The organism is Streptomyces sp. TRM49041, from assembly GCF_008271805.1.
Classification (GTDB): Bacteria; Actinomycetota; Actinomycetes; order Streptomycetales; family Streptomycetaceae; genus Streptomyces.
Genome location: NZ_VSRY01000087.1, coordinates 59,916 through 78,979, shown reverse-complemented (window position 1 = coordinate 78,979; position 19,064 = coordinate 59,916). Strand labels below are relative to the sequence as shown.

At 72.2% G+C, this 19,064-nt stretch carries 20 protein-coding genes; 15 read left to right on the top strand and 5 right to left on the bottom strand.

Translation table 11 applies throughout. The features are described from left to right. Both FVS66_RS07320 and FVS66_RS07315 read left to right on the top strand, forming a co-directional pair. Positions 1–643 (top strand): TetR/AcrR family transcriptional regulator (locus tag FVS66_RS07320; RefSeq protein ID WP_149180175.1); only part of this gene is annotated, 643 nt, incomplete at its 5' end. Between the two features lie 157 nt (positions 644–800). Then, entirely contained in the window at positions 801–2,336 is a 1,536-nt protein-coding gene (locus tag FVS66_RS07315) for an MFS transporter (protein WP_149180174.1), read from the top strand. Positions 2,337–2,478: 142 nt separating this feature from the next. Here FVS66_RS07315 and FVS66_RS07310 read toward each other — a convergent pair whose 3' ends face one another. Next, entirely contained in the window at positions 2,479–3,024 is a 546-nt protein-coding gene (locus FVS66_RS07310) for a MarR family transcriptional regulator (protein ID WP_149180173.1), read from the bottom strand. Positions 3,025–3,126: 102 nt separating this feature from the next. On the opposite strand from FVS66_RS07310, the gene FVS66_RS07305 reads away from it, so the two are divergent. Continuing rightward, complete coding sequence (locus tag FVS66_RS07305; protein WP_187645423.1) at positions 3,127–3,909, top strand: class III extradiol ring-cleavage dioxygenase; 783 nt, start codon at positions 3,127–3,129, stop codon at positions 3,907–3,909. A 131-nt stretch (positions 3,910–4,040) separates the two neighbouring features. Here the strand turns inward: FVS66_RS07305 and FVS66_RS07300 are convergent, their stop codons facing one another. Then, on the bottom strand, positions 4,041–5,072 hold the full coding sequence (locus tag FVS66_RS07300) for a questin oxidase family protein (RefSeq protein ID WP_149180172.1): 1,032 nt from the start codon (positions 5,070–5,072) through the stop codon (positions 4,041–4,043). Between the two features lie 532 nt (positions 5,073–5,604). On the opposite strand from FVS66_RS07300, the gene FVS66_RS07295 reads away from it, so the two are divergent. From FVS66_RS07295 to FVS66_RS07245, 12 genes are all read left to right on the top strand, one after another. After that, positions 5,605–5,799 carry a hypothetical protein gene (locus FVS66_RS07295; protein ID WP_149180171.1) on the top strand — a complete coding sequence of 65 codons (195 nt, stop codon included), beginning with the start codon at positions 5,605–5,607 and terminating at the stop codon, positions 5,797–5,799. Positions 5,800–5,828: 29 nt separating this feature from the next. Beyond that, the gene (locus FVS66_RS34845; RefSeq protein ID WP_187645422.1) at positions 5,829–5,987 is read left to right on the top strand and encodes a hypothetical protein; all 159 of its coding nucleotides are present in this window, start codon (positions 5,829–5,831) and stop codon (positions 5,985–5,987) included. A gap of 138 nt (positions 5,988–6,125) precedes the next feature. Further along, positions 6,126–6,326, top strand: a complete 201-nt coding sequence (locus tag FVS66_RS07290) for a hypothetical protein (RefSeq protein WP_149180170.1) — start codon at positions 6,126–6,128, stop codon at positions 6,324–6,326. A 179-nt stretch (positions 6,327–6,505) separates the two neighbouring features. After that, positions 6,506–8,401 (top strand): alpha/beta fold hydrolase, encoded by a 1,896-nt coding sequence (locus tag FVS66_RS07285; RefSeq protein WP_262386850.1) that lies wholly within the window; start codon positions 6,506–6,508, stop codon positions 8,399–8,401. Beyond that, positions 8,398–9,054, top strand: a complete 657-nt coding sequence (locus FVS66_RS07280; protein ID WP_187645421.1) for a hypothetical protein — start codon at positions 8,398–8,400, stop codon at positions 9,052–9,054. Before FVS66_RS07285 ends, FVS66_RS07280 begins: the two co-directional genes overlap by 4 nt. After that, positions 9,051–9,830 (top strand): class I SAM-dependent methyltransferase, encoded by a 780-nt coding sequence (locus tag FVS66_RS07275; RefSeq protein ID WP_149180169.1) that lies wholly within the window; start codon positions 9,051–9,053, stop codon positions 9,828–9,830. The genes FVS66_RS07280 and FVS66_RS07275 overlap by 4 nt, the downstream gene beginning before the upstream one ends. Before the next feature lie 18 nt (positions 9,831–9,848). Beyond that, positions 9,849–11,624 carry an ABC transporter ATP-binding protein gene (locus tag FVS66_RS07270; RefSeq protein ID WP_149180168.1) on the top strand — a complete coding sequence of 592 codons (1,776 nt, stop codon included), beginning with the start codon at positions 9,849–9,851 and terminating at the stop codon, positions 11,622–11,624. Between the two features lie 136 nt (positions 11,625–11,760). Continuing rightward, positions 11,761–12,054 carry a hypothetical protein gene (locus FVS66_RS07265; protein ID WP_149180167.1) on the top strand — a complete coding sequence of 98 codons (294 nt, stop codon included), beginning with the start codon at positions 11,761–11,763 and terminating at the stop codon, positions 12,052–12,054. Positions 12,055–12,614: 560 nt separating this feature from the next. Continuing rightward, on the top strand, positions 12,615–12,836 hold the full coding sequence (locus tag FVS66_RS07260; RefSeq protein ID WP_149180166.1) for a hypothetical protein: 222 nt from the start codon (positions 12,615–12,617) through the stop codon (positions 12,834–12,836). Between the two features lie 199 nt (positions 12,837–13,035). Beyond that, positions 13,036–13,434 (top strand): hypothetical protein, encoded by a 399-nt coding sequence (locus tag FVS66_RS07255; protein ID WP_149180165.1) that lies wholly within the window; start codon positions 13,036–13,038, stop codon positions 13,432–13,434. Then, a complete protein-coding gene (locus FVS66_RS07250; RefSeq protein ID WP_149180164.1) occupies positions 13,425–14,882 on the top strand; it encodes an NAD(P)/FAD-dependent oxidoreductase in 1,458 nt (485 codons plus the stop codon). The genes FVS66_RS07255 and FVS66_RS07250 overlap by 10 nt, the downstream gene beginning before the upstream one ends. A 22-nt stretch (positions 14,883–14,904) precedes the next feature. Next, on the top strand, positions 14,905–15,156 hold the full coding sequence (locus FVS66_RS07245) for a hypothetical protein (RefSeq protein ID WP_149180163.1): 252 nt from the start codon (positions 14,905–14,907) through the stop codon (positions 15,154–15,156). A gap of 8 nt (positions 15,157–15,164) precedes the next feature. Here the strand turns inward: FVS66_RS07245 and FVS66_RS07240 are convergent, their stop codons facing one another. From FVS66_RS07240 to FVS66_RS07230, 3 genes are all read right to left on the bottom strand, one after another. Further along, positions 15,165–16,151 carry a response regulator transcription factor gene (locus tag FVS66_RS07240; RefSeq protein ID WP_149180180.1) on the bottom strand — a complete coding sequence of 329 codons (987 nt, stop codon included), beginning with the start codon at positions 16,149–16,151 and terminating at the stop codon, positions 15,165–15,167. Between the two features lie 373 nt (positions 16,152–16,524). Next, positions 16,525–17,463 (bottom strand): NAD-dependent epimerase/dehydratase family protein, encoded by a 939-nt coding sequence (locus FVS66_RS07235; protein ID WP_149180162.1) that lies wholly within the window; start codon positions 17,461–17,463, stop codon positions 16,525–16,527. After that, on the bottom strand, positions 17,460–18,626 hold the full coding sequence (locus FVS66_RS07230) for a benzoate/H(+) symporter BenE family transporter (protein WP_149180161.1): 1,167 nt from the start codon (positions 18,624–18,626) through the stop codon (positions 17,460–17,462). The genes FVS66_RS07235 and FVS66_RS07230 overlap by 4 nt, the downstream gene beginning before the upstream one ends. Positions 18,627–19,064: the final 438 nt, after the last annotated feature.

Here is a 19,064-nt window from a genome sequence, read left to right as displayed (position 1 = left end):
CGCCTCCGCGCGCCGCGCGCCGCGGCCGCGTGCGGACGCGCTGCGGAACCGGGAGCGGATCGTCACGGCGGCCCGCGAGATGTTCGTCGAGTTCGGCGCCGACGTACCCCTCGACGAGATCGCCCGCCGCGCCGGCGTCGGCAACGCCACGCTCTACCGGCACTTCCCCGACCGCGCGGCCCTCGTCCACGAGGTGGTCGTCTCCGTCATGGTCCGCATCACGGAGAGCGCCGAACTGGCCGCCGCCGAGGAGGCCGACACGTTCGCCGCGGTGCGGCGCTTCGCGCACGAGGCCGCCGACGAGCGAATTGGCGCGCTCTGTCCGATGCTTTCCGGTACGTTTGACAGCGACGAGCCCGAACTCGCCGCCGCGCGCGGCAAGTTGGAGGGGGCCGTGCAGGGTCTCTTCCAGCGGGCCCAGGCCGCCGGACGTCTCCGCGCCGATGTCGCCGTGGGGGACCTCCTGGTCGCACTGTCCCAGCTCACCCGGCCGCTTCCGGGCACCGCGTGCCCGGACAGCGACCCGTTCGTCCACCGCCATCTGCAGCTGCTGCTCGACGGCCTGGAGGCCCCCGCGCGCTCCGAGCTGCCCGGAACCGCCGCCACCCTGGAGGCGCTGCGGCAGCACGGCCACTGCCGATGAGCGACGGCCGCCGCCCGACTGACTGAGCTCGGCGGGAGTCGCCGGTCCCGACCGGTCCCGCACGCACCACCGCACGCACCATCGCGACACCGCATCACTCGCTCCACTCACACCACGCCCGTTTTTCGCGTTTACGACCCACTAGGTGGCTACCTCCATGTCGAAATCCCCTGAAGCAGCCGGTGTGCTGCCCGATCCGAGCCGCTGGAAAGCGCTCGTCTTCATAGCCCTGGCACAGCTGATGGTGGTCCTCGACGCGACCATCGTGAACATCGCGCTGCCCTCCGCCCAGCAGGACCTGGGCATCTCGGACGGCAACCGCCAGTGGGTCATCACCGCGTACGCCCTCGCCTTCGGCGGACTGCTGCTGTTCGGCGGCCGGATCGCCGACCTGTGGGGCCGCAAGCGGACGTTCGTCGTCGGTCTGCTCGGCTTCGCCGCGGCGTCCGCGCTGGGCGGCGCCGCCACCGGGCAGGCGATGCTGCTCGGCTCCCGCGCCCTGCAGGGTGTGTTCGGCGCGCTCCTGGCGCCCGCCGCGCTCTCGCTGCTCGCCGTGATGTTCACCGAGGCCCGTGAGCGCGCCAAGGCGTTCGGTATCTACGGCGCCATCGCGGGCGGCGGCGGTGCGGTCGGCCTGATCCTGGGCGGTTTCCTCACCCAGTACCTGGACTGGCGCTGGACGTTCTACGTCAACATCCCCTTCGCGGTCGTCGCCGCTGCCGGTGCGTACTTCGTGATCCGTGAGCCGGCCGGCGCCCGCAACCGCTCGCCGCTCGACATCCCCGGTGTCTTCCTCTCCACGCTCGGCCTGGTCGCACTCGTGTACGGCTTCACGCGCGCGGAGTCGCACGGCTGGACCGAGGGCTGGACCGTGGGCATGTTCGTCGCGTCCGTGGTGCTGCTGGCCGCCTTCGTCGCCGTCGAGGCGTATGTGAAGCACCCGCTGCTGCCGCTGCGCGTCATGACCGAGCGCAACCGCGGCGGGGTCTACCTCTCCCTCGGCCTGGCGATCATCGCGATGTTCGGCCTGTTCCTCTTCCTGACCTACTACCTGCAGATCGTGAAGGGCTACTCGCCGCTGAAGACCGGCTTCGCGTTCCTGCCGATGATCGTCGGCATGATCGTCGGCTCGACGCAGATCGGCACCCGCCTGATGACCCGCGTCCCGCCGCGGCTGCTGATGGGCCCGGGCTTCCTGACCGCCGCGCTCGGCATGCTGCTCCTGACCGGCCTTGAGACCGACTCCTCGTACCTCGGCCTGATCCTGCCCGCGCAGCTGCTGCTGGGCCTCGGCATGGGCACGGCGTTCATGCCCGCGATGTCCCTGGCGACGCACGGCGTGCAGCCGCGCGACGCGGGTGTGGCGTCCGCGATGGTGAACACCTCGCAGCAGGTCGGCGGCGCCATCGGTACGGCGCTGCTCAACACGATCGCCGCATCCGCCACCACCGCGTACGTCACCGCGAACGTGGCGTCCGCGACCTCGCCGCAGGCGCGGCGGCTGGTCGAGCTCCAGGCCATGGTGGAGGGCTACACCGCCGCCATCTGGTGGGCGGTCGGCATCCTCGTGGCCGCCGCCGCGATCGTGGTCACCCTCGTCACCACCGGCCGGCCGGGCGCCGCGGAGAGCGCGCCGAAGGGCGGCGCGTCGGACGACGGGGACGAGATCCAGGTGCCGGTCCTGGCTCACTGATCCGCGTACGGCACCCGGGCCCGGGGGTACGGGTCCCTCAACCTCCTGGCCGCGGTACGGCCGGTACGGCCGGGTACGGCCCCGGCGTTCGGCCGCGATACGGCCCCGGCCGCGCCGTCGGCTCTCTGCCCTGGTTCCCGCGTCAGCGGAGCCAGGGCAGATCCGCGTTCGGGTCCGACGGCTCCAGCCCGTCCGCCACCACCCGCATGACCTCGCCGAGCCGGTCCACCTGCTCCGGTGTGAGCCGGTCGAAGAGGGCCTGCCGTACGGCCTCGACATGGCCGGGCGCGCTGCGCTTGAGCACCTCGAAGCCCTCGTCCGTCAGGAACGCGTTCTGGCCGCGCTTGTCGGACGGGCACTCCTCGCGGCGAACCCAGCCGTTCTTCTCCAGGCGTGCGATCGCATGGGAGAGCCGCGAGCGGGTGATCTTGGCGCCCCGCGCCAGCTCCGTCATCCGCATCCGGCGGCGCGGCGCCCGGGAGAGCTGGACGAGCAGCGCGTAGTAGAGGTGCGGCATCCCGGCGTCACGCTGGAGCTGGCGGTCGAGGTGGTCCTCCAGGAGCATGGTGGCCTGGATGAAAGCCTGCCAGACCCTCTGCTCGCGATCGGTGAGCCAGCGCGGACCGGCCGCCTCGTCGGACGTCTTCTCCGCGGATGCGCCGTCCCCGCCGATGGATGCAGTGTTCATATACCCACTCTACTTCTCATTGAATGTTCAACCAGAAGGCGTTACCGTGGAACGGTATGAGCTTGAACATTCAAGCTTGTCTGTCTCCGAAGGGGGCCCGTCATGAACGACACCATCGAGCGGATGCCCGCCCTCTACCTTTCCCACGGCGCCCCACCGCTCGCCGACGATCCCGTCTGGCCCGGCGAACTCGCCGCATGGGCCGCCGGCCTGCCCCGGCCGACAGCCGTCCTGATGGTCTCCGCCCACTGGGAGGAGGCCCCGCTGGCCCTCGGCGCCACGGAGACGGTCCCGCTCGTCCACGACTTCTGGGGCTTCCCCGAGCATTACTACCGCGTCCGGTACGACGCCCCCGGCGCACCGAAGCTGGCCGAGTCGGTCCGCAAGCTGCTGCGCGCCCCCGGCATGCCCGTGCAGGACATCCCCGACCGGGGCCTCGACCACGGCGCGTACGTGCCGCTCGTCGAGATGTACCCGGACGCGGACATCCCGGTCCTCCAGATCTCCCTCCCGACTCTCGACCCGCGCAGGCTGATGGAGCTCGGCCGCAAGCTGGCGCCGCTGCGCGACGAGGGTGTGCTGATCGTCGGCAGCGGCTTCTTCACCCACAACCTGGCCGCGCTCAGGCAGGGCGGCATCCCCGCCTGGTCGGCCGAGTTCGACGACTGGGGCCGCCGGGCCCTCGCGGACGGTGATGTCGACGCCCTGCTGGACTTCTCGCACAAGTCCCCGGCCGGGAAGCTCGCCCACCCGCGCACCGAGCACTTCGCGCCGCTCTTCGTGACGCTGGGCGCCGCGGACGCGGCGGGCGAGCTGACGGCGGGCCGCAGCGTCATCGACGGGTTCTGGCTGGGCCTCGCGAAGCGCTCGCTGCAGTTCGGCTGAGGCGGCCGACCCTGGCGCCCGGCGCCTGGCGCCCGGCGCCCGGGGCCCGGCCCGGCCCCGGCCTTGTGTCGCCGGGGCGCTGTCGCCTGGGCGCCGTCGGCGCCGGGGCCCGGGGTTTCCGGGGCCCGGGGTTACAGCACCGGAGGGTTCAGCTCGATCGACCGTACGGCGGCGGCCAGGGCGGTCGGGTCTCCGACGTCCAGTGCGGTGTCGGTGAACTTGATGGTGTGGTCGTCGCCGTGGGCGGCGGCCCGCTCGAAGACCTCCTGCGGGGCGAGGGCGGTCGCTTCCAAGGGCGCCGACGCCTCGGGGGTGTACGCGGCCGTGACCGCAGCGCTCGCCGCCCAGGCCGCGCCCAGGCCCGGTGCCCACAGGCCGCGGGGGAGCGCGGGGAGGGTGCGCAGGACGGCGTTGGGTGCGGTGGCGGCGTGGACCAGCATGACCGGCGAGCCGTGCGCGTGCGTGGCGTACCGGTGTGTGGCGGCGGCGACCAGCTCGGTGAGGCGCTCCCGGGCGGCGTCCGGGTCGGGTGCGGAGCCCCACCGCGGCAGGGCCGTGAGCTGCGCGAGCCGGTGCCGGATGCCGCCCTCCTGGTCGGGGACGGCCGGTACGGCGTCGAGGGCGGCGGCCGCGGAGGGTGCGGCGGGCAGGCTGGTCGACTCGGTCAGGTCGGGCAGGGGCTGGTGGCGGGCGGCCCAGTAACCCAGCGCGTGCGCCAGCTCGGTGACGCGCGGGTCGGTCTCCTCGGTGGTCAGCAGGGTCCGTACGGCGTGACCGACCCGGATCACCGGGTGCGTGGCGCCGCCCGCGATGCCCGGGAGCAGGCGCGGCCACCACTCGGCAAGCACCTCGCGCCAGGGCCGCTCGGCGGTCTCCCGCTCGAAGTGCCGCGCCCAGTCGGCGATCCGGGCCGGGTCGCCCAGGGCCTCCCGCCAGTTCTCGGGCGTCACGCGCGCGTAGGGGGCGGGCATGTCCTCCAGCTTGTGCTGGTAGTGGTCCAGCCAGCGGTGGACGCGCGGCGCGTGGCCGTGCCGTACGAGCGCCTCGACCGCCATCGGGCCGTGGTTGCTGAGCCAGCCGTCGCGCTCGGGTCCGGAGACGTGGAGTCGCTCCAGCGCCTCGTCGAGTATGCCCGTGGTGTCCATACCGGTCGTCTCGTCCATGACCCGGACCCTAGTAGTGCATCGCCAAGTTGGTCCTGCGAGTGGAAAGTCGGGGGTATTTGGGCCGGTGGGCGGCGGTGGCAGGCGGGGCATGCGCCGGTCCAGCACAGCAGCAGGTCCTGCATGGCCTGGAGGACTTGGTAGAAGGTCGGGCCGACGCTGGGGCTTTTGGGTCGAGTCTGCGAAGCGTGAGGAAGGCGTGGGCGGCGGTCGCGAGGGTGACGTGATGGTGCCATCCGCGCCAGGTGTCGGCGACGAAGCGGTCACCGTGCCCCGGGCCCTGGTGGCCGGTGGACCAGCGGCTCGGCGCTGCGCTTCCGCGTGATGGGGTCCAGTCTTCTCCCTTCGGTCGCCTTGGTACCCCGGTCGGCTACAGGTTGCTGAATGGCGCTTGCAGCATGCGGACAGCGACCTTCCTTAAGTGGATCTTGCCCCGTTGGCAGGGTGAGGAACGCCCGAGCGCGCCAACGGATCACGGGCGGCGGCGCGCCCGGCGCACACACCATCAGATCACCTGTCCGAGGAGAGAGACATGTTGACCAAGCCGCTGATCAGCGACGCCGCTCCGTCCGGCGCGCTGTGCGAGACCGACCAGGGTCAGATCACCGACCGGGCCCTGCCCGTCATGGCCACCCCGGCGGCGTTCGCCGCCGGCGCGGCCGTGGTGGTCGTTGCGTACGCCGCGGGCGATGGCCTCGGCGACGACGAAGAGGACCCCTGGTGCTGACGACTGAGAGGACCGAGGGAAGGAAGCACATGTCCACTGTCATGGATTTCGCCAACGGCTCCGCCGAGCTGGCGGAGGTCGATGTCCGGGACGAGGGCGGGTACGCCGCCGCCGCCTCGGTGCCGGTGCTGGCCACCACGCAGGCGGTCGTTGCGGTGGCCCGCGCGGTCGCCGTCGCGTACGGCTGAGGACGGGGCAGCGGCGGCCGCCGCCGCCCGGGGGCAAGGGCGGTCGACATCCGGGTCCGGGACGGCCGTATCACCGCCGCCCTGCCGGCCCTCGCGCTCTGCCACCACGAATCCCATCGATCTGTATCTGGAGGAAACATGTTCACCGTCACGGAGTTCGCCAACACCTCGGCGGACCTCACCGGCATGGAGATGCGGGACACCCGGGGCCACATTCCCGCCGGTGCCGCACCGGTGATGGCCACCCCGGGCGCCTTTGTGGCCGGGGTTGCCGTCGCGTCCGCCGTCGTCGCCGCCTATGAGGCGGGCAACGCCGACGACGACGACCCCGGGTGCTGATGACTGAGACGACCGAGGGAAGGAAGCACACCGTCGGCGGCGCCTATGAGCTTGGCAGGGGCGCTGCGGGCGACACCGACCTGACCTGACGGCCGTCACCCCGCCCAGGGCGCCCGGCCCGAGCCCCTGGGCGGGGCACCCACGCCCCCGCATCAGTCCCGCAGCCTGGGAGACACCTCGTGAAATCGCTGCCTGCAAAGCTACCCGCCAAGCTGTCCAGGGCGCTGCTCGGACCGCTCCCCGTTTCCCGTGACCGGGCGATGGGGATATCCGAGCGGCTGTCCGCCATGACCTCGCTCGGCTCAAGCCTCGAATACCTTGCCGCCAGGAAGAACATCAGACGCGGCGGCCTCAACGACTGGGCCATCGCCCGGGACGGCTACGTCAGGCGCGGCCGGGTGACACGCAAGGTCCTGGACCTGCTGGCCGACGAGCGCACTACCACGGCGCTGCACGCCGCCCGCGTGGCCGCCAGTGCCGCCTTGCTGCTGCCCGGCTCCGGGCGGTGGCGGGGCGCGGCCAATGTCTTTCTCGGGCTGAGCAACTCCGCGCTCTACCCGCGCCACCGCTATGGCACCGACGGCTCCGACCAGGTGTCCACCCTGGTGCAGTCCGCCACCGGGCTGGCCCGGCTGTCGTCCAGTCCGGCGACCCAGGACGCCCTGCTGTGGTATGTCGCGCTCCAGTCCAACCTGTCCTATCTGTTCTCCGGCTGGGTGAAGCTGATCGGCAAGGAGTGGCGCGACGGTTCCGCGCTGCCCGGCGTGATGCGCACCCGCACCTACGGCCAGCGGCACGTCTGGGAGCTCACCCAGAAGTACCCGCGTTCCTCCCGCGCGCTGGCGCATGGCGTGCTGGCCTTGGAGTGCCTGTTCCCGGTGCTGTATCTGCGGGGCGGCGCGCTGGCCCGCCCGGTGATCGCGAGCGCGGCGGCGTTCCATGTGGCGAACGGCTTTGTGATGGGCCTGGGCCGGTTCGTCACCTCGTTCACCGCGATGCATCCCATGGTGGCGTACACCAGCACCCCGGCCTCCCACCCCGCCGTCGCCGGGCGGGACGACCGGATGCCGGCCGCCGCCGCCCTGGTCCTCGGCGGCGGCGCGGTCGCCGCCGCGGCCCTGGCGGTCTCCCGGCGGCTGCGGGCCACCGACCCCTGGCCCGGCAGCAGGACGGTCACCACCCGCCACGGCAACGAGCTCTGCTACCTGGCGCAGTTCCCGGAGGGCTCCGAGGGCCCGGTGGCCGTCTTCGTCCCCGGACTCGCCGCCACCCCCGAGCACTTCGCCTGGATCACCGAGCGGCTGTACCACGAGGGCCGCGGCCTGGTGACGTACAACCGCGCCGGATACGGGCCGAGCCGCTACCGGGCCCAGGGCCCGTACACCCTCCGGCAGTCCGTCGACGATCTGGTCGACCTGATCGGTGCGGCCGTGCCCGCCGACCGGAGTGTGCTGCTGGTGGGCCACTCCCTCGGCGGGGAGATCGCCCGCCGCGCCGCGGACCATCTGGGCGGCCGCCTGCACGGCATCGTCTACCTGGACAGTTCCCACCCCGCGGAGCTCAACCGCTCCGAGCAGCAGGACGAGACCTCGGGCGCGCTGCGCGAGAGCCTGGCCACCTACATGGTCAGCCTCCGCACCGGGCTCGGCGCGCTGCTGAACCGCCCCGACTGGCTGGAGAACCTGCCCGCGCCGGTCCGCGCCAAGGTGATGGCCACCTACGCCGACCCCCGGCTGTGGAGTGCCGGGATGCGCGAATGGGACGCCACCGAGGCGGACTTCCGCGCGCATCAGGGCGCACTGCCGCCGATCGACGCGCACGCTCTGGTGCTCTCCGCGCAGACAACCGTCGACCGGGACCCCGAACAACTGCTGATGCACAAGGAACTGGCCGATGCGCACCAGCACACCGACCGCGTGGTCCGCAGCGCGGTGATCGAGGGCGCCGACCACGACTCGCTGCTCACCCGGGCCGGGCTGGCCACGGACGTCGGCCGGCGCATCGTCGGCTTCCTGGACGAGACCACCCGCCCGGCGGCCGCCGCGCCCGAGAACGCCCTGGAGGAGACCCGATGAACGCGACGACGCCGGCGGGCGCGCTGCGCCGTACCGTGTCCGGTCCGGGAAGCGGCGCCCGCGTCGCCGCCGCCCTGGTGTTCGCGGGGACCATCTGCGCGCAGCACCACATTCCGACGTTCAACCGGATCAGCCGGCTGGACAGCTTCTCCACGTTCTTTCCCAACTGGCGGTTCTTCGCCCCGAATCCGGCGAAGCACGACTACCACATCCTGTACCGGACGCTGAACGAGGCCGAGGAGACGTCGCCCTGGCGGCAGGTGGAGCTGATCGCGGGGCGCAAGCCGCACCAGATCGTCTGGTTCCCCGAGCGCCGCCCCGAAAAGGGCGTCTTCGACATGTGCAGCGAGCTCATCATGCAGCTCGACAAGGGCTTCAGCGTCCTGACCCGGCTGCCCGCCTACCGCATGCTGACGGGCTTCGTGCGCGCCGAGATCGAGCGCTCGGGCGAGAGCGGCGTCAAGGGCTTCCAGATCACCCTCGTCCGGGCGAGCGGCTTCGACGAGTCGGAGGAGCCGGACGTCGTCTTCGTCACCCCCTATACGCCCCTGGTGCCCGAGACCACGGCCGGAGCGGACGCCGGAGCGGACGCCGGGACCGACGCCGGGACCGAGACCGGGAACCTGACGACACAGGGAGCGGATCGCCGATGACCACCGCGGAAGATCTGACGCGTGAGATCCAGGACATCGGCTACGGCCGGGAGTTCGGCGAGTTCTACGACCGCCTCTTCCCAAACGACGCCTACGCCCTGGCCACCGCCCGCGAGCTGGCCTCCTGGCACCCCGGCGGCGGCCTGCGCACCCTGGAGTTGGGCGTCGGCACCGGCCGGATCGCCGTGCCGCTCTCCGCGGACGTCGGAGACGTCGTCGGCGTGGACTCCTCCCCGGAGATGCTGGAACGGCTGCGCGACCGGCTGGCCGACGCGCCCGCCCCGGTCACCCCGGTGCACGGGGACATCCGGACCTACACCGACACCGAGCGATACGGTCTGGTCTACTGCGTCTGCGCCACGCTGTCGATCCTGCTCGACCCCGCCGACCAGCGCGCCGCCATCCGCCGCGCCGCCGACCGGCTCGCCCCCGGCGGAACCCTGGTCGTCGAGACCACCAACAAGACCGGCGTTCTGCGCATGCACGAGGGACGGCAGCGCGCCTCCTTCTTCACCCCCTACGCCGAGCCGGGTACCGGGCTGCTGACCTGCTCCACCCTCAGCCCCGACGAGCCGGTGTGGCAGGCATCGCAGATCTGGTTCGAGGGCGGCACGTCCCGCGTCGGTACCGAGACCAGCAGGCTCACCACCCCGGAGGAGGTCGACGGCTATGCCGCCGACGCCGGGCTGAAGCAGGTGTCGCTGCGGGCCGACTGGCTCGGCAACGCCTACACCGAGGCCGCGCCGATGTTCATCGCCCGCTACACCCGGCCCTAGGAACGAGGGAGACCGCCCATGCCCACGCGAAACGAACCCGACCGGGAGGCCGAGGCGAAGCCGACCGTCTGGGCGGTGGCCCGCGCCCACCGCTCGCTGCTGGTCGGCGGAGTGCTGCTCGGCCTGATCGGCGTGGTGGCGACCCTGACCCAGCCGCTGGTGATCGGCGAGCTGATCGAGACGGCCGCCCGGAACGAGCCGGTGGCCGGCATCATCCTGCTGCTGGCCGGGCTCTTCCTGGCCGACGCCGCGCTCTCCTCCGGGCAGGCGTATCTGATCGGCCGCGCCGGCGAGAACATCGTGCGGGACGCACGGACCCTGCTCACCGGCCTGGTGCTCCGGGCGGATCTGGGCCGGTTCCGCAGGCAGCGGCAGGGCGATGTGCACACCCGGCTGGTCTCCGACACCTCGCTGGTCAAGATCGCGCTGTCGCACAGCCTCGCCCAGCTGATCATCAACGGCCTGCTGGTGGTGGGCGGCATCGTGCTGATGGGCTGGATCGACATCTGGCTCCTGCTGATCACCCTCGGCTGCCTGGGCGTCGCCAGCACCGTCTCCCTGCTGCTGGCCCGCAAGCTGCGCATCATCGCCCTGCAACACCGGGAGAACACCGGCGCCTTCGGATCCGACCTGCAGCGGGTGTTGGCCGCGCTGACCACCGTCAAGGCGTCCCGTGCTGAGGGCCGCGAGCAGGAGCGGCTCGGGGGGCTGGCCGAGCGCGCCCGCCGCTCGGGTATCCGCGCCACGGTGGTCGGGGCGCTGCTCACCCCGACCATGAACGTCGGGCTGCAGATATCCCTGGCGGCGGTGGTCGCCGCCGGAATGGCGCGGGTGGCCACCGGCTCGATGAACGCGGCCGATCTGACGGCCTTTGTGATGTATCTGTTCTATCTGGTTTCCCCGCTGGTGATGTTCTTTATGAGCGTCGGCCAGTTCCAGCAGGGCCGGGCGGCGATCAGCCGGGTGGACGCGCTGGCCGGCCTGGAGCAGGAGGACGCTCCCTCCTCGGTTCCCGACATCGTGCCGCGTGGGAACGGCGGTGCCGCCGCTGTGGAGTTCCGCGAGGTGCACTTCGGCTACGGCGGGGGACGGCAGGCGTTGAACGGGGTGTCGTTCACCGTCCCCGAGCGGGGGCTGACCGCCGTGGTCGGTCCGTCCGGTGCGGGAAAGACGACGCTGTTCCAGCTCATCGAGCGGTTCTACCGGCCGGAACGGGGCAGCGTGCTGCTCGGCGGCCGGGACGTCGCCGCCATGCGGCTGGCGGAGCTGCGCGGGCGGGTCGGCTATGTCGAGCAGGACACCACCGCCATGCGGGGCACCGTGCGGGAGAACCTCACCTACGCCGCGCCGTACGCGAGCGAGGAGGAGATCCGGCAGGCCGTGGAGCGGGCCGGGCTCGCCGAGGTGGTGGCCACGCTGCCGGACGGCCTGGACACCGAGCTCGGCGACCAGGGCGTCGGCCTCTCCGGCGGCCAGCGGCAGCGGCTGTGCATCGCCCGCGCGCTGCTGCTCAAGCCGGATGTGATGCTGCTGGACGAGGCCACCTCCCAGCTGGACGCGGAGGCCGAGTCGGCGTTCCGGGACACCGTGCGCCGGGTGGCCGGGGAGTGCGCGGTGATCGTCATCGCCCACCGGCTGTCCACCGTGGCCGACGCCGACCGGATCGTCGTCCTGGAGGACGGCCGGGTGCGCGCCGTCGGCGGGCACGACCGGCTGGTGGCGGAGGACGAGCTGTACCGGCGGCTGGCCGACGGGCAATCGCGCGACAGGCCGGCGGCCGTCCCCGCGGGGTGAGCCTGGCAGGATGCTGCACCCGGAGTCGCAGGCATCTGCCACGGCCTCCGGGGGGACGCCGGCCAAGATCTGCAAGTGTCGGCTGCCGGAAGCGAACCACCCCGTGCCGCACGGACGTTGTAGCGGAGGACGAGAAATGAGCAAGACCATACGAGCCGGACGAACCCGCCTCACCCATCTGGCGGGTCTGGCCTCTGGGGGACGGCGAACGGGCGTCGCGCTGCTGACGGCCGGAGCCCTGGCCGTCGCGGCACCGGCAGTCGCCGCCCCGGCGGGAGCGGGCGCGTCGGGAGCGGGCGCGTCGGTCGAGGTGTCCCCGGCGGACCGTCAGCCCGGCCCGCCGGGGGGCCTGCCCTGCCCGGAGGACAGACTCCCGTCCCTCACCGGCGGGCGGCAGAGCACCTGTGCCAACGGGTGGCAGTGGGAATGAGCTGAGAGACGCCGACGCCGCCGCCGTCCTGGCTCGCCCCCGGCGGCCGGCCGTGCGGTAAGGCGACGCTGCTCGACAGCGAGATCGTTCCAGGGGTCATGGCCGCACGTGCCGCCATGACCCCTGGCGTACGTGTCGCCGGTCTGCCGGTCTGCCGGTCTGCCGGTCTGCCGACCGTGCCGAGCGCTGGTGCGCCCACCCCCGGCGTGTGCCCCCGGATCCCCGGCGAACCACCGCTGTCCCAGGCGCTCTTCTCCGCCCGCGGACCACCAGACGCGTGTGACAGGTTGCTGACCGGTGGCGGCAGCAAGCGACCAGCGGCCGTCCTTGAGCGGATCTCGTGCCGTTGGCAGGGCCCGGGCGCACACACCATCAGCTGTTGGTTGGCGGCGCCGCCCTGTCCGGCGCGCTGCGCGAGACCGACCAGGGGAAGATCAGCGACCGGGCCGTGCCCGTCATGGCCACTCCGACCCTGGCCTTCGCCGCGCCGGCGTGACCGTGGTGGGCGCCGCGTACGCCGTGGGCTACGCGGTCGGCGGTGACGCGGAGGAGGGCAGGTAATGGCCGCTGCGCCGCACGTCGTCACCTGGTCCGCCAACGGCGCGCCGAAGCTGGCGGAGATCAGCATCAGGGACGCGCGCGGCCATGTCGTGCCCGGCTCCCTGCCGGTGATGGCCACGCCGGGCGCCTTTACGGCCGGCGTCGCGATCGCGTCCGCCGTCCTCGGCGCCAATGAGCTCGGTAAGGCCGCTGCCGGCGATTCCGGGATCCAGCCGGCCTGACGGCCGCATCCCGCCCAGGCTGTCAGTGCCCGGGCGCCCTGGACGGGGCAGGTGCGTGGCGGTCTGTCAGCAAGCTGCATCCGGAATCGCAGACAGTTGCCATAGGGGAACCAACCGACGGCCACACCTTCTGACATGGTGTCGAAGTCTGTCGGGGAAGCGTCCCGCCGGTGGGGCGGGAGTGGCGCAGAGGAGAGTCATGAGCGAGAAGGCACGAGCCGGAATCGCGGGCATACTCCGCCTGGTGGGGCGTGGGCGCCGGACGGGCGTCGCGATGCTGACCGCAGGGGCGCCGGCCCTCGCGGCGCCTTCGGCCGTCGCGGCGACGCACACCCGCGGTGCGCCGCCCTCGTGGGAGGAGGCGCTGCCGGAGAATCCGGTCACCGACATGCCCGGTGACGGTCCGTCCGGCCTCCCCACGGGCCTTCCCTGCCCGGTGGTGGAGCGCCCCGGAGATGGCGGCCGGCCCGCTTCCGGCGGCGTGGCGGACCCCGGTCATGCGGACCCCGGTCATGGGGTCGGCGGTGGCACCGACGCCGACGAGTCCGCGAACGGCGGCGACTTCGACAAGGGCTGCGGAGCCCACGGATGCCGGTGAACGCCGACGCCGTCGTCGTGGGCAGCGGCCCCAACGGCCTGGCCGCCGCCGTCACCCTGGCCCGCGCCGGACTGCGGGTCGCGGTCTACGAGGCGGCGGACACCCTGGGCGGCGGGCTGCGCGGCGCCGCGCTGTTCGACAGCGAGATCGTCCACGACATCTGCGCGGCGGTGCATCCGCTGGCCGCGGCCTCCCGGTTCTTCCGCGAGTTCGACCTGCCCGCCCGGGGCGTGGAGCTGCGGCACCCGGAGATCTCCTACGCGCATCCGCTGGACGGCGGCCGGTCCGCCCTCGCCTGGCATGACCTGGACGCGACCTGCGCGGCCCTCGGCTCGGCGGACGGCCGGCGCTGGCGCCGTCTGATGGAGCCGCTGCTGACCCACAGCACGCGGCTGACGGATGTGCTGCTGTCGACCATGCGCCGCCCGCCGGGCATCACCCCCGCCCGGCTGCTGGCCGGACGTGTCGCCGCCTACGGCCTGCCGCCGGCCCGCACCCGGTTCACCGGTGAGGAGGCCCCCGCGCTGCTGGCGGGACTCGCCGCGCACTCGCTGGGCCCGCTGCCCTCCCCGGCCGGGGCGGCCGTGGCGATGCTGCTGGGGCATCTGGCGCACGGCACCGGGTGGCCGCTGCCGCGCGGCGGCAGCCAGGCGATCGCCGACGCGCTGATCGCCGATATCGCCGCGCACGGCGGCACCTTCCACACCGGCCACCGGGTCACCGATCTGGGGGAGTTCGCCGGGGCCCGCGCGGTGCTGCTGGACGTCTCGCCACGCGGCCTGCTCGCCCTGGCCGGGGACCGGCTGCCACGCCGCTACGCCCGGGCGCTGGCCCGGTACCGCTACGGACCGGCCGCCGGAAAGGCGGACTTCCTGGTCTCCGAGCCGATCCCCTGGGCCGACCCCCGGGTCGGCCGGGCCGGAACCGTCCATCTGGGCGGCACCCTGCCGGAGATCTACCGCCAGGAGACGGCCAACGCCCGTGGTGAGCCCTGCGACGAGCCGCTCGTGCTGGTCGCGGACCCGGCCGTCGCGGACCCCGGGCGCGCCCGGCCGGGCAAGCGCCCGGTGTGGGCGTACGCCCATCTGCCGCCGGGCGACACCCGCGACCCGGTGGCACTGATCCGGCGGCGGATCGAGCGCTACGCACCCGGCTTCGGCGACACCGTGCTGGCCGAACGCGGCATCTCCGGCGCCGCCTATGAGGCGTACAACGCCAACTACGTCGGCGGGGACATCGGCACCGGCGCCATCACGCTGTGGCAGAGCCTGCTGCGGCCGGCCGCCCGCTGGGATCCGTACCGCGTCCCGCTGCCCGGGACGTATCTGTGCTCGGCGGCGACCCCGCCCGGGCCCAGTGTGCACGGAATGTGCGGCTACTACGCGGCCCGGTCGGCGCTGCGCCACGAGTTCGGGCTGCCGCTGCCGAATCTGCAGTCGTCACCCTGAGAAGGCGACGTGAGGGGGAGACGTGACGGTGTACATCGAGTACGTCGAACTGAGCCACCGTGGGCCGGATACGTCGGACGGTGAGGTCGCGGTGCTGCGGCTGCTGGTGCGGCTTCCCCGGCACTGGCGCTGTCGGCACGCGGCGACCGCCGACCGGATCCGGATCTGGATCACCGTCCCGGGCGATGCCACGCCGGAACGGGTGCGGGCGGCCGTGGCCGAATCGCTGAACGATCCCGCGCTCGCCGCCTGGCGACTGGAGGAGGCCGGCTGAGCCGGTGATCAGATCCAGCCGCGCTCGCGGGCCGCGAGCGCGGCCTGGGCTCGGTTGTCGGAGTCCAGCAGATGCATCAGGTCCGCGATATGGCGCCGGTAGGTGCGCAGCGACACCCCGAGCTTGCGGGCGCCCACCTCGTCCTTGCTCACCGAGCACATGCAGTGCAGCACCTCCCGCTGCACGGTGGAGAGTTCCGGCGCATCCGGGTCGGCGGCGTCCACCAGGGCGCCCAGATTCTCGGCATCCGCCCAGAGCCGTTCGAAGAGAGTGATGATATTGCCGACCAGCGCGCCCTCCCGGGCGCAGAGCGCCCCGCGTGCGGTGTCCCGAGGGTCGACCGGGACCAGCGCGGTGTGCCGGTCGTAGACCAGGATCAGTTCGGAGAAGTCCTCCGCGACCCGCACCTCGGCGCCGTGGGCGGCGATCTCCCGCAGATAGCCGACGGTGGGGGCGTCGCACAGGGCTGTGCGGCGCACCAGGTTGCGGATCCGCACCCCGCGCCGCAGGCAGCGCAGGTCCAGGGGGCGGGCATGCTCGATGTTGTGCGGGCTCAGCGCGTCGTAGGGCTCGGCGGAGAGCACTTCGGTCCTGGCGAAGAACGCGAGGTCGTCGATCAGCCCGCGGACCAGGGCCAGATCCTCGATCCGCTCGATCCCCGGCGCCGCCGGCCCGGCGGCGTCGGTCTGCGCCGGGCGGTCACGCTCCAGGGCGGCCGTGATCGGGTGGGTGTGGGTCAGTTCCAGCATCTCCCGGTGCAGCCGTTCCAGCCGGCCCTCCGCCAGCCGGGGTATCAGCGTCGTGGGCTCCGTGGCCCACAGCCTGCTCTCCTCGCCCTGGAGCGCCCGCAGCTCCCGTAGCCGTTCCAGCGCCCGCTGCGCCCCGTCCCGGTCCGTCCGCACGGCCAGATGGACGTCGTCGCACGAGGTGTACGGGTGGCGCAGAAAGTGCCGGTAGATGTCTTCTTCAGTGGAAGAAAAGCCCAGTACGGCCATCACATGTGTCGCCAACGTGCCCTCTTCCTGTCGAGGCGTTGTGTCAACGTTCAAAGAATACGGCGGGGTTGAAGACCTGGGACACGTGGCTGCGGTGAATCGTCGGCGCCACTCCCGGCACCGGACGGCCTCGCCGGCGGATATCGACCCGAGAAGGTCCTGAGCGGTGCTCAGCGAACGCGGCCTGCTCGGACGCATCGCGCACAAGAGGGAGCAGGCGCCCGTTCAGGCCGGTCGCGGTCACCCGGCGTGCACCGAAGGCAAGGCTGACACCGGCATTTCCCCGGGCCAGGTCCCCGTATGTCCACTCGAGCAGTTCTCGAATTACTTCTGGGGCCACTTCCATGCCCGACGTGTCTGAGCTGACGACATATCAGGAATGTGACTGTCGCTCGCGCCACCAGTTCACCGTCGTCCTGACCTGCTCGTCGACAGGGGTGGCCCGTACCGCGAACTCGGCCTCGTAGGCACTCGAATCCATGACGAACGGACGGTCGAACTGATAGCGGATCTCCTTCAGTTCGCGGATCACCGGAGAGAAGACCGATGCGACCCGCAGTACGGCCGGGGACAGCCCGCGCACCGAGACCGGTCCCACTTCCGACTGAGCGGCGAGGCGGTCGACCATCTCTTGGACGGAGAGCGGTGGCTCCGTCGGGACGTGCCAGGCCCGCCCCCAGGCCCGTTCCTCTCCCGCGACCTCGACCAGTGCTCTGGCGACATCGGGGAGATGGCTCCAGCTGTGCGGGGCGTCCGGATCCCCGAGCGTGGAGACCGGCTTGCCGCGCAACAGTCGTGGCATGACCCGCGCGGCCAGGTGCCCTCCGTCGGTCACCCCGGGCCCGAAGAAGTCCGAGGCCCGCACCTCGACCGCCCTGATGCGACCCCGCTCATGCAGCTCCTGGGCCTGCCGCCAAACCGCGGCACGCACCCGCCCTTTGGAGCCGGTCGCCGCGAGCGGCAGCTCCTCGGTCATGGGACCGTCCACCGGGCCGTAGCCATAGAGATTGCCCAGCATGACCAGGACGGCCCCGGTTGCCTCGGCCGCCGCGCAGATCGACGTGGCCAGCGGCGGCAGGGCACTCGCCCAGCGATGGTAGGGCGGCGCGGCACAGCCGTAGATCGCGGCCGCGCCCCGCACGGCCTCGATCAGTCGCACGCTGTCCGTCGCGTCCAACGCGACGTGTTCGATGCCGGGTTCCGGGGGACGGCCCGAGGTGGTTACGACCCGTACGGAATGCCCCTGTTCGGCCAGCAGCCGAGCAGTGGCCGCCCCGGCGGGCCCGAATCCTATGACGACATGAAGGCTCACCCAGACACACTACGAGTTCTGCGTCGGCCGGTCAGCACGAGATGGACCGCGACGCCGAACGTCAGCCCCCAGAAGGCCGATCCGATGCCGAAGACGGTGACTCCGGAGGCGGTGGCCAGAAAGGTGATCAGGGCGGCCTCCCGGTCCTGCTCCTCCCTGACCGCCTGGCTCAGACCGCCGGCCAGCGCCCCGAACAGGGCGACCCCGGCGATGGCGGCGACCAGTTCCTTCGGCAGGTCGGCGAAGAGGACCACGAGGGTGGTGCCGAAGAATCCACCCAGGAGGTAGAGCGCCCCGCAGGCGACGCCGGCGACATAGCGGCGCTCAGGGTCGCGGTGAGACTCAGGGCCGGTGCAGATCGCCGCCGTGATGGCCGCGAGGTTGATGGCGTGGGAGCCGAAGGGGGCGAGGACTGTGGAGACCAGCCCGGTCGAGCCGATCAGCAGCCGGTCTTCGGGCTGGTATCCGGACGCGGTGAGCACCGCCATGCCGGGCGCGTTCTGCGAGGCCAGGGTCGCCAGGACCATGGGGACCGCGATGCCGATGAGCGAGGCGACCGAGAAGTCGGGCGTGGTGAGCACCGGTCGGGCCGGCTCGATGCTGTCCAGGTGGATGTCCAGGCGCGAGGTGGCGGCGGCGGCCACGACGCCCACGGCGAGTGCGATGAGTACCGCGTAGCGGGGCAGCCATCGCTTGCCGAGCAGATAGACCAGGAGGACGGTCCCGGCGATCCATGGCGCGGTCTCCAGCGAGGTGAAGACGTCGGTGCCGAAGGAGAAGAGAATGCCCGCGAGCATGGCGGAGACGACCGCCGTGGGCACCTGCCGCATGAGCCGGCCGAACACACCGGTCAGTCCGACCAGGGTGATCACAACGCCGGTGACGATGAACGCCCCGATGGCCTCCGCGTACGAGTAGGCCCCCAGGCTGGTGACCAGCAGGGCGGCACCGGGCGTCGACCAGGCGGTGATGACCGGCATCTTCGTACGCAGGCTGAGCCCGATGCAGGTCAGGCCGCTGCCTATCGAGATGGCCCAGATCCAGGAGCCGGTCTGCGCCTTGTCCAGGTGCCCGGCCGCGGCGGCGGCGAGCACGATGACCAGCGGGCCGGAGTACGAGACCACCGCGGCCAGGAGCCCCGCGAGCACCGCGGACAGGGACATGTCGCCCCACAGCCTTCGGTGGCCGGGAGGCGCGTCCGATCCCTTTGGAGAGACGGCGGCGGAGGCATCGAGGCCACCCGCTGCGGTACTGGTGTTGCTGGTTTCAGAGCTCAAGGTACGTCCCTATCGGCGCGCTCCGGTACCCGCTCCAGACCAGCGCCGAGGCCGGCCGGGTCCGCGGCAGCGATGGAGAGAGCGGAGCAGGTTCTTGGGCGGGGCAATGTCCGGCCTTCGCTTGTGTAGCGGTTTTCGATCAGGCGTTCCACAGTATTTGGATCGCGCAGGTCCGGCGCCTATTGGATGCATTGAACGCGAGTACCGGGCCACCCTCACCGAGGGGCTGGCCGCATAGATCGTCTCCACGCCGCGAGGGGATGACACTCGCCCAGATCCCTCGAAGACGCTCGACCTCCCCAAGATCCACGAAGCACTACCAGG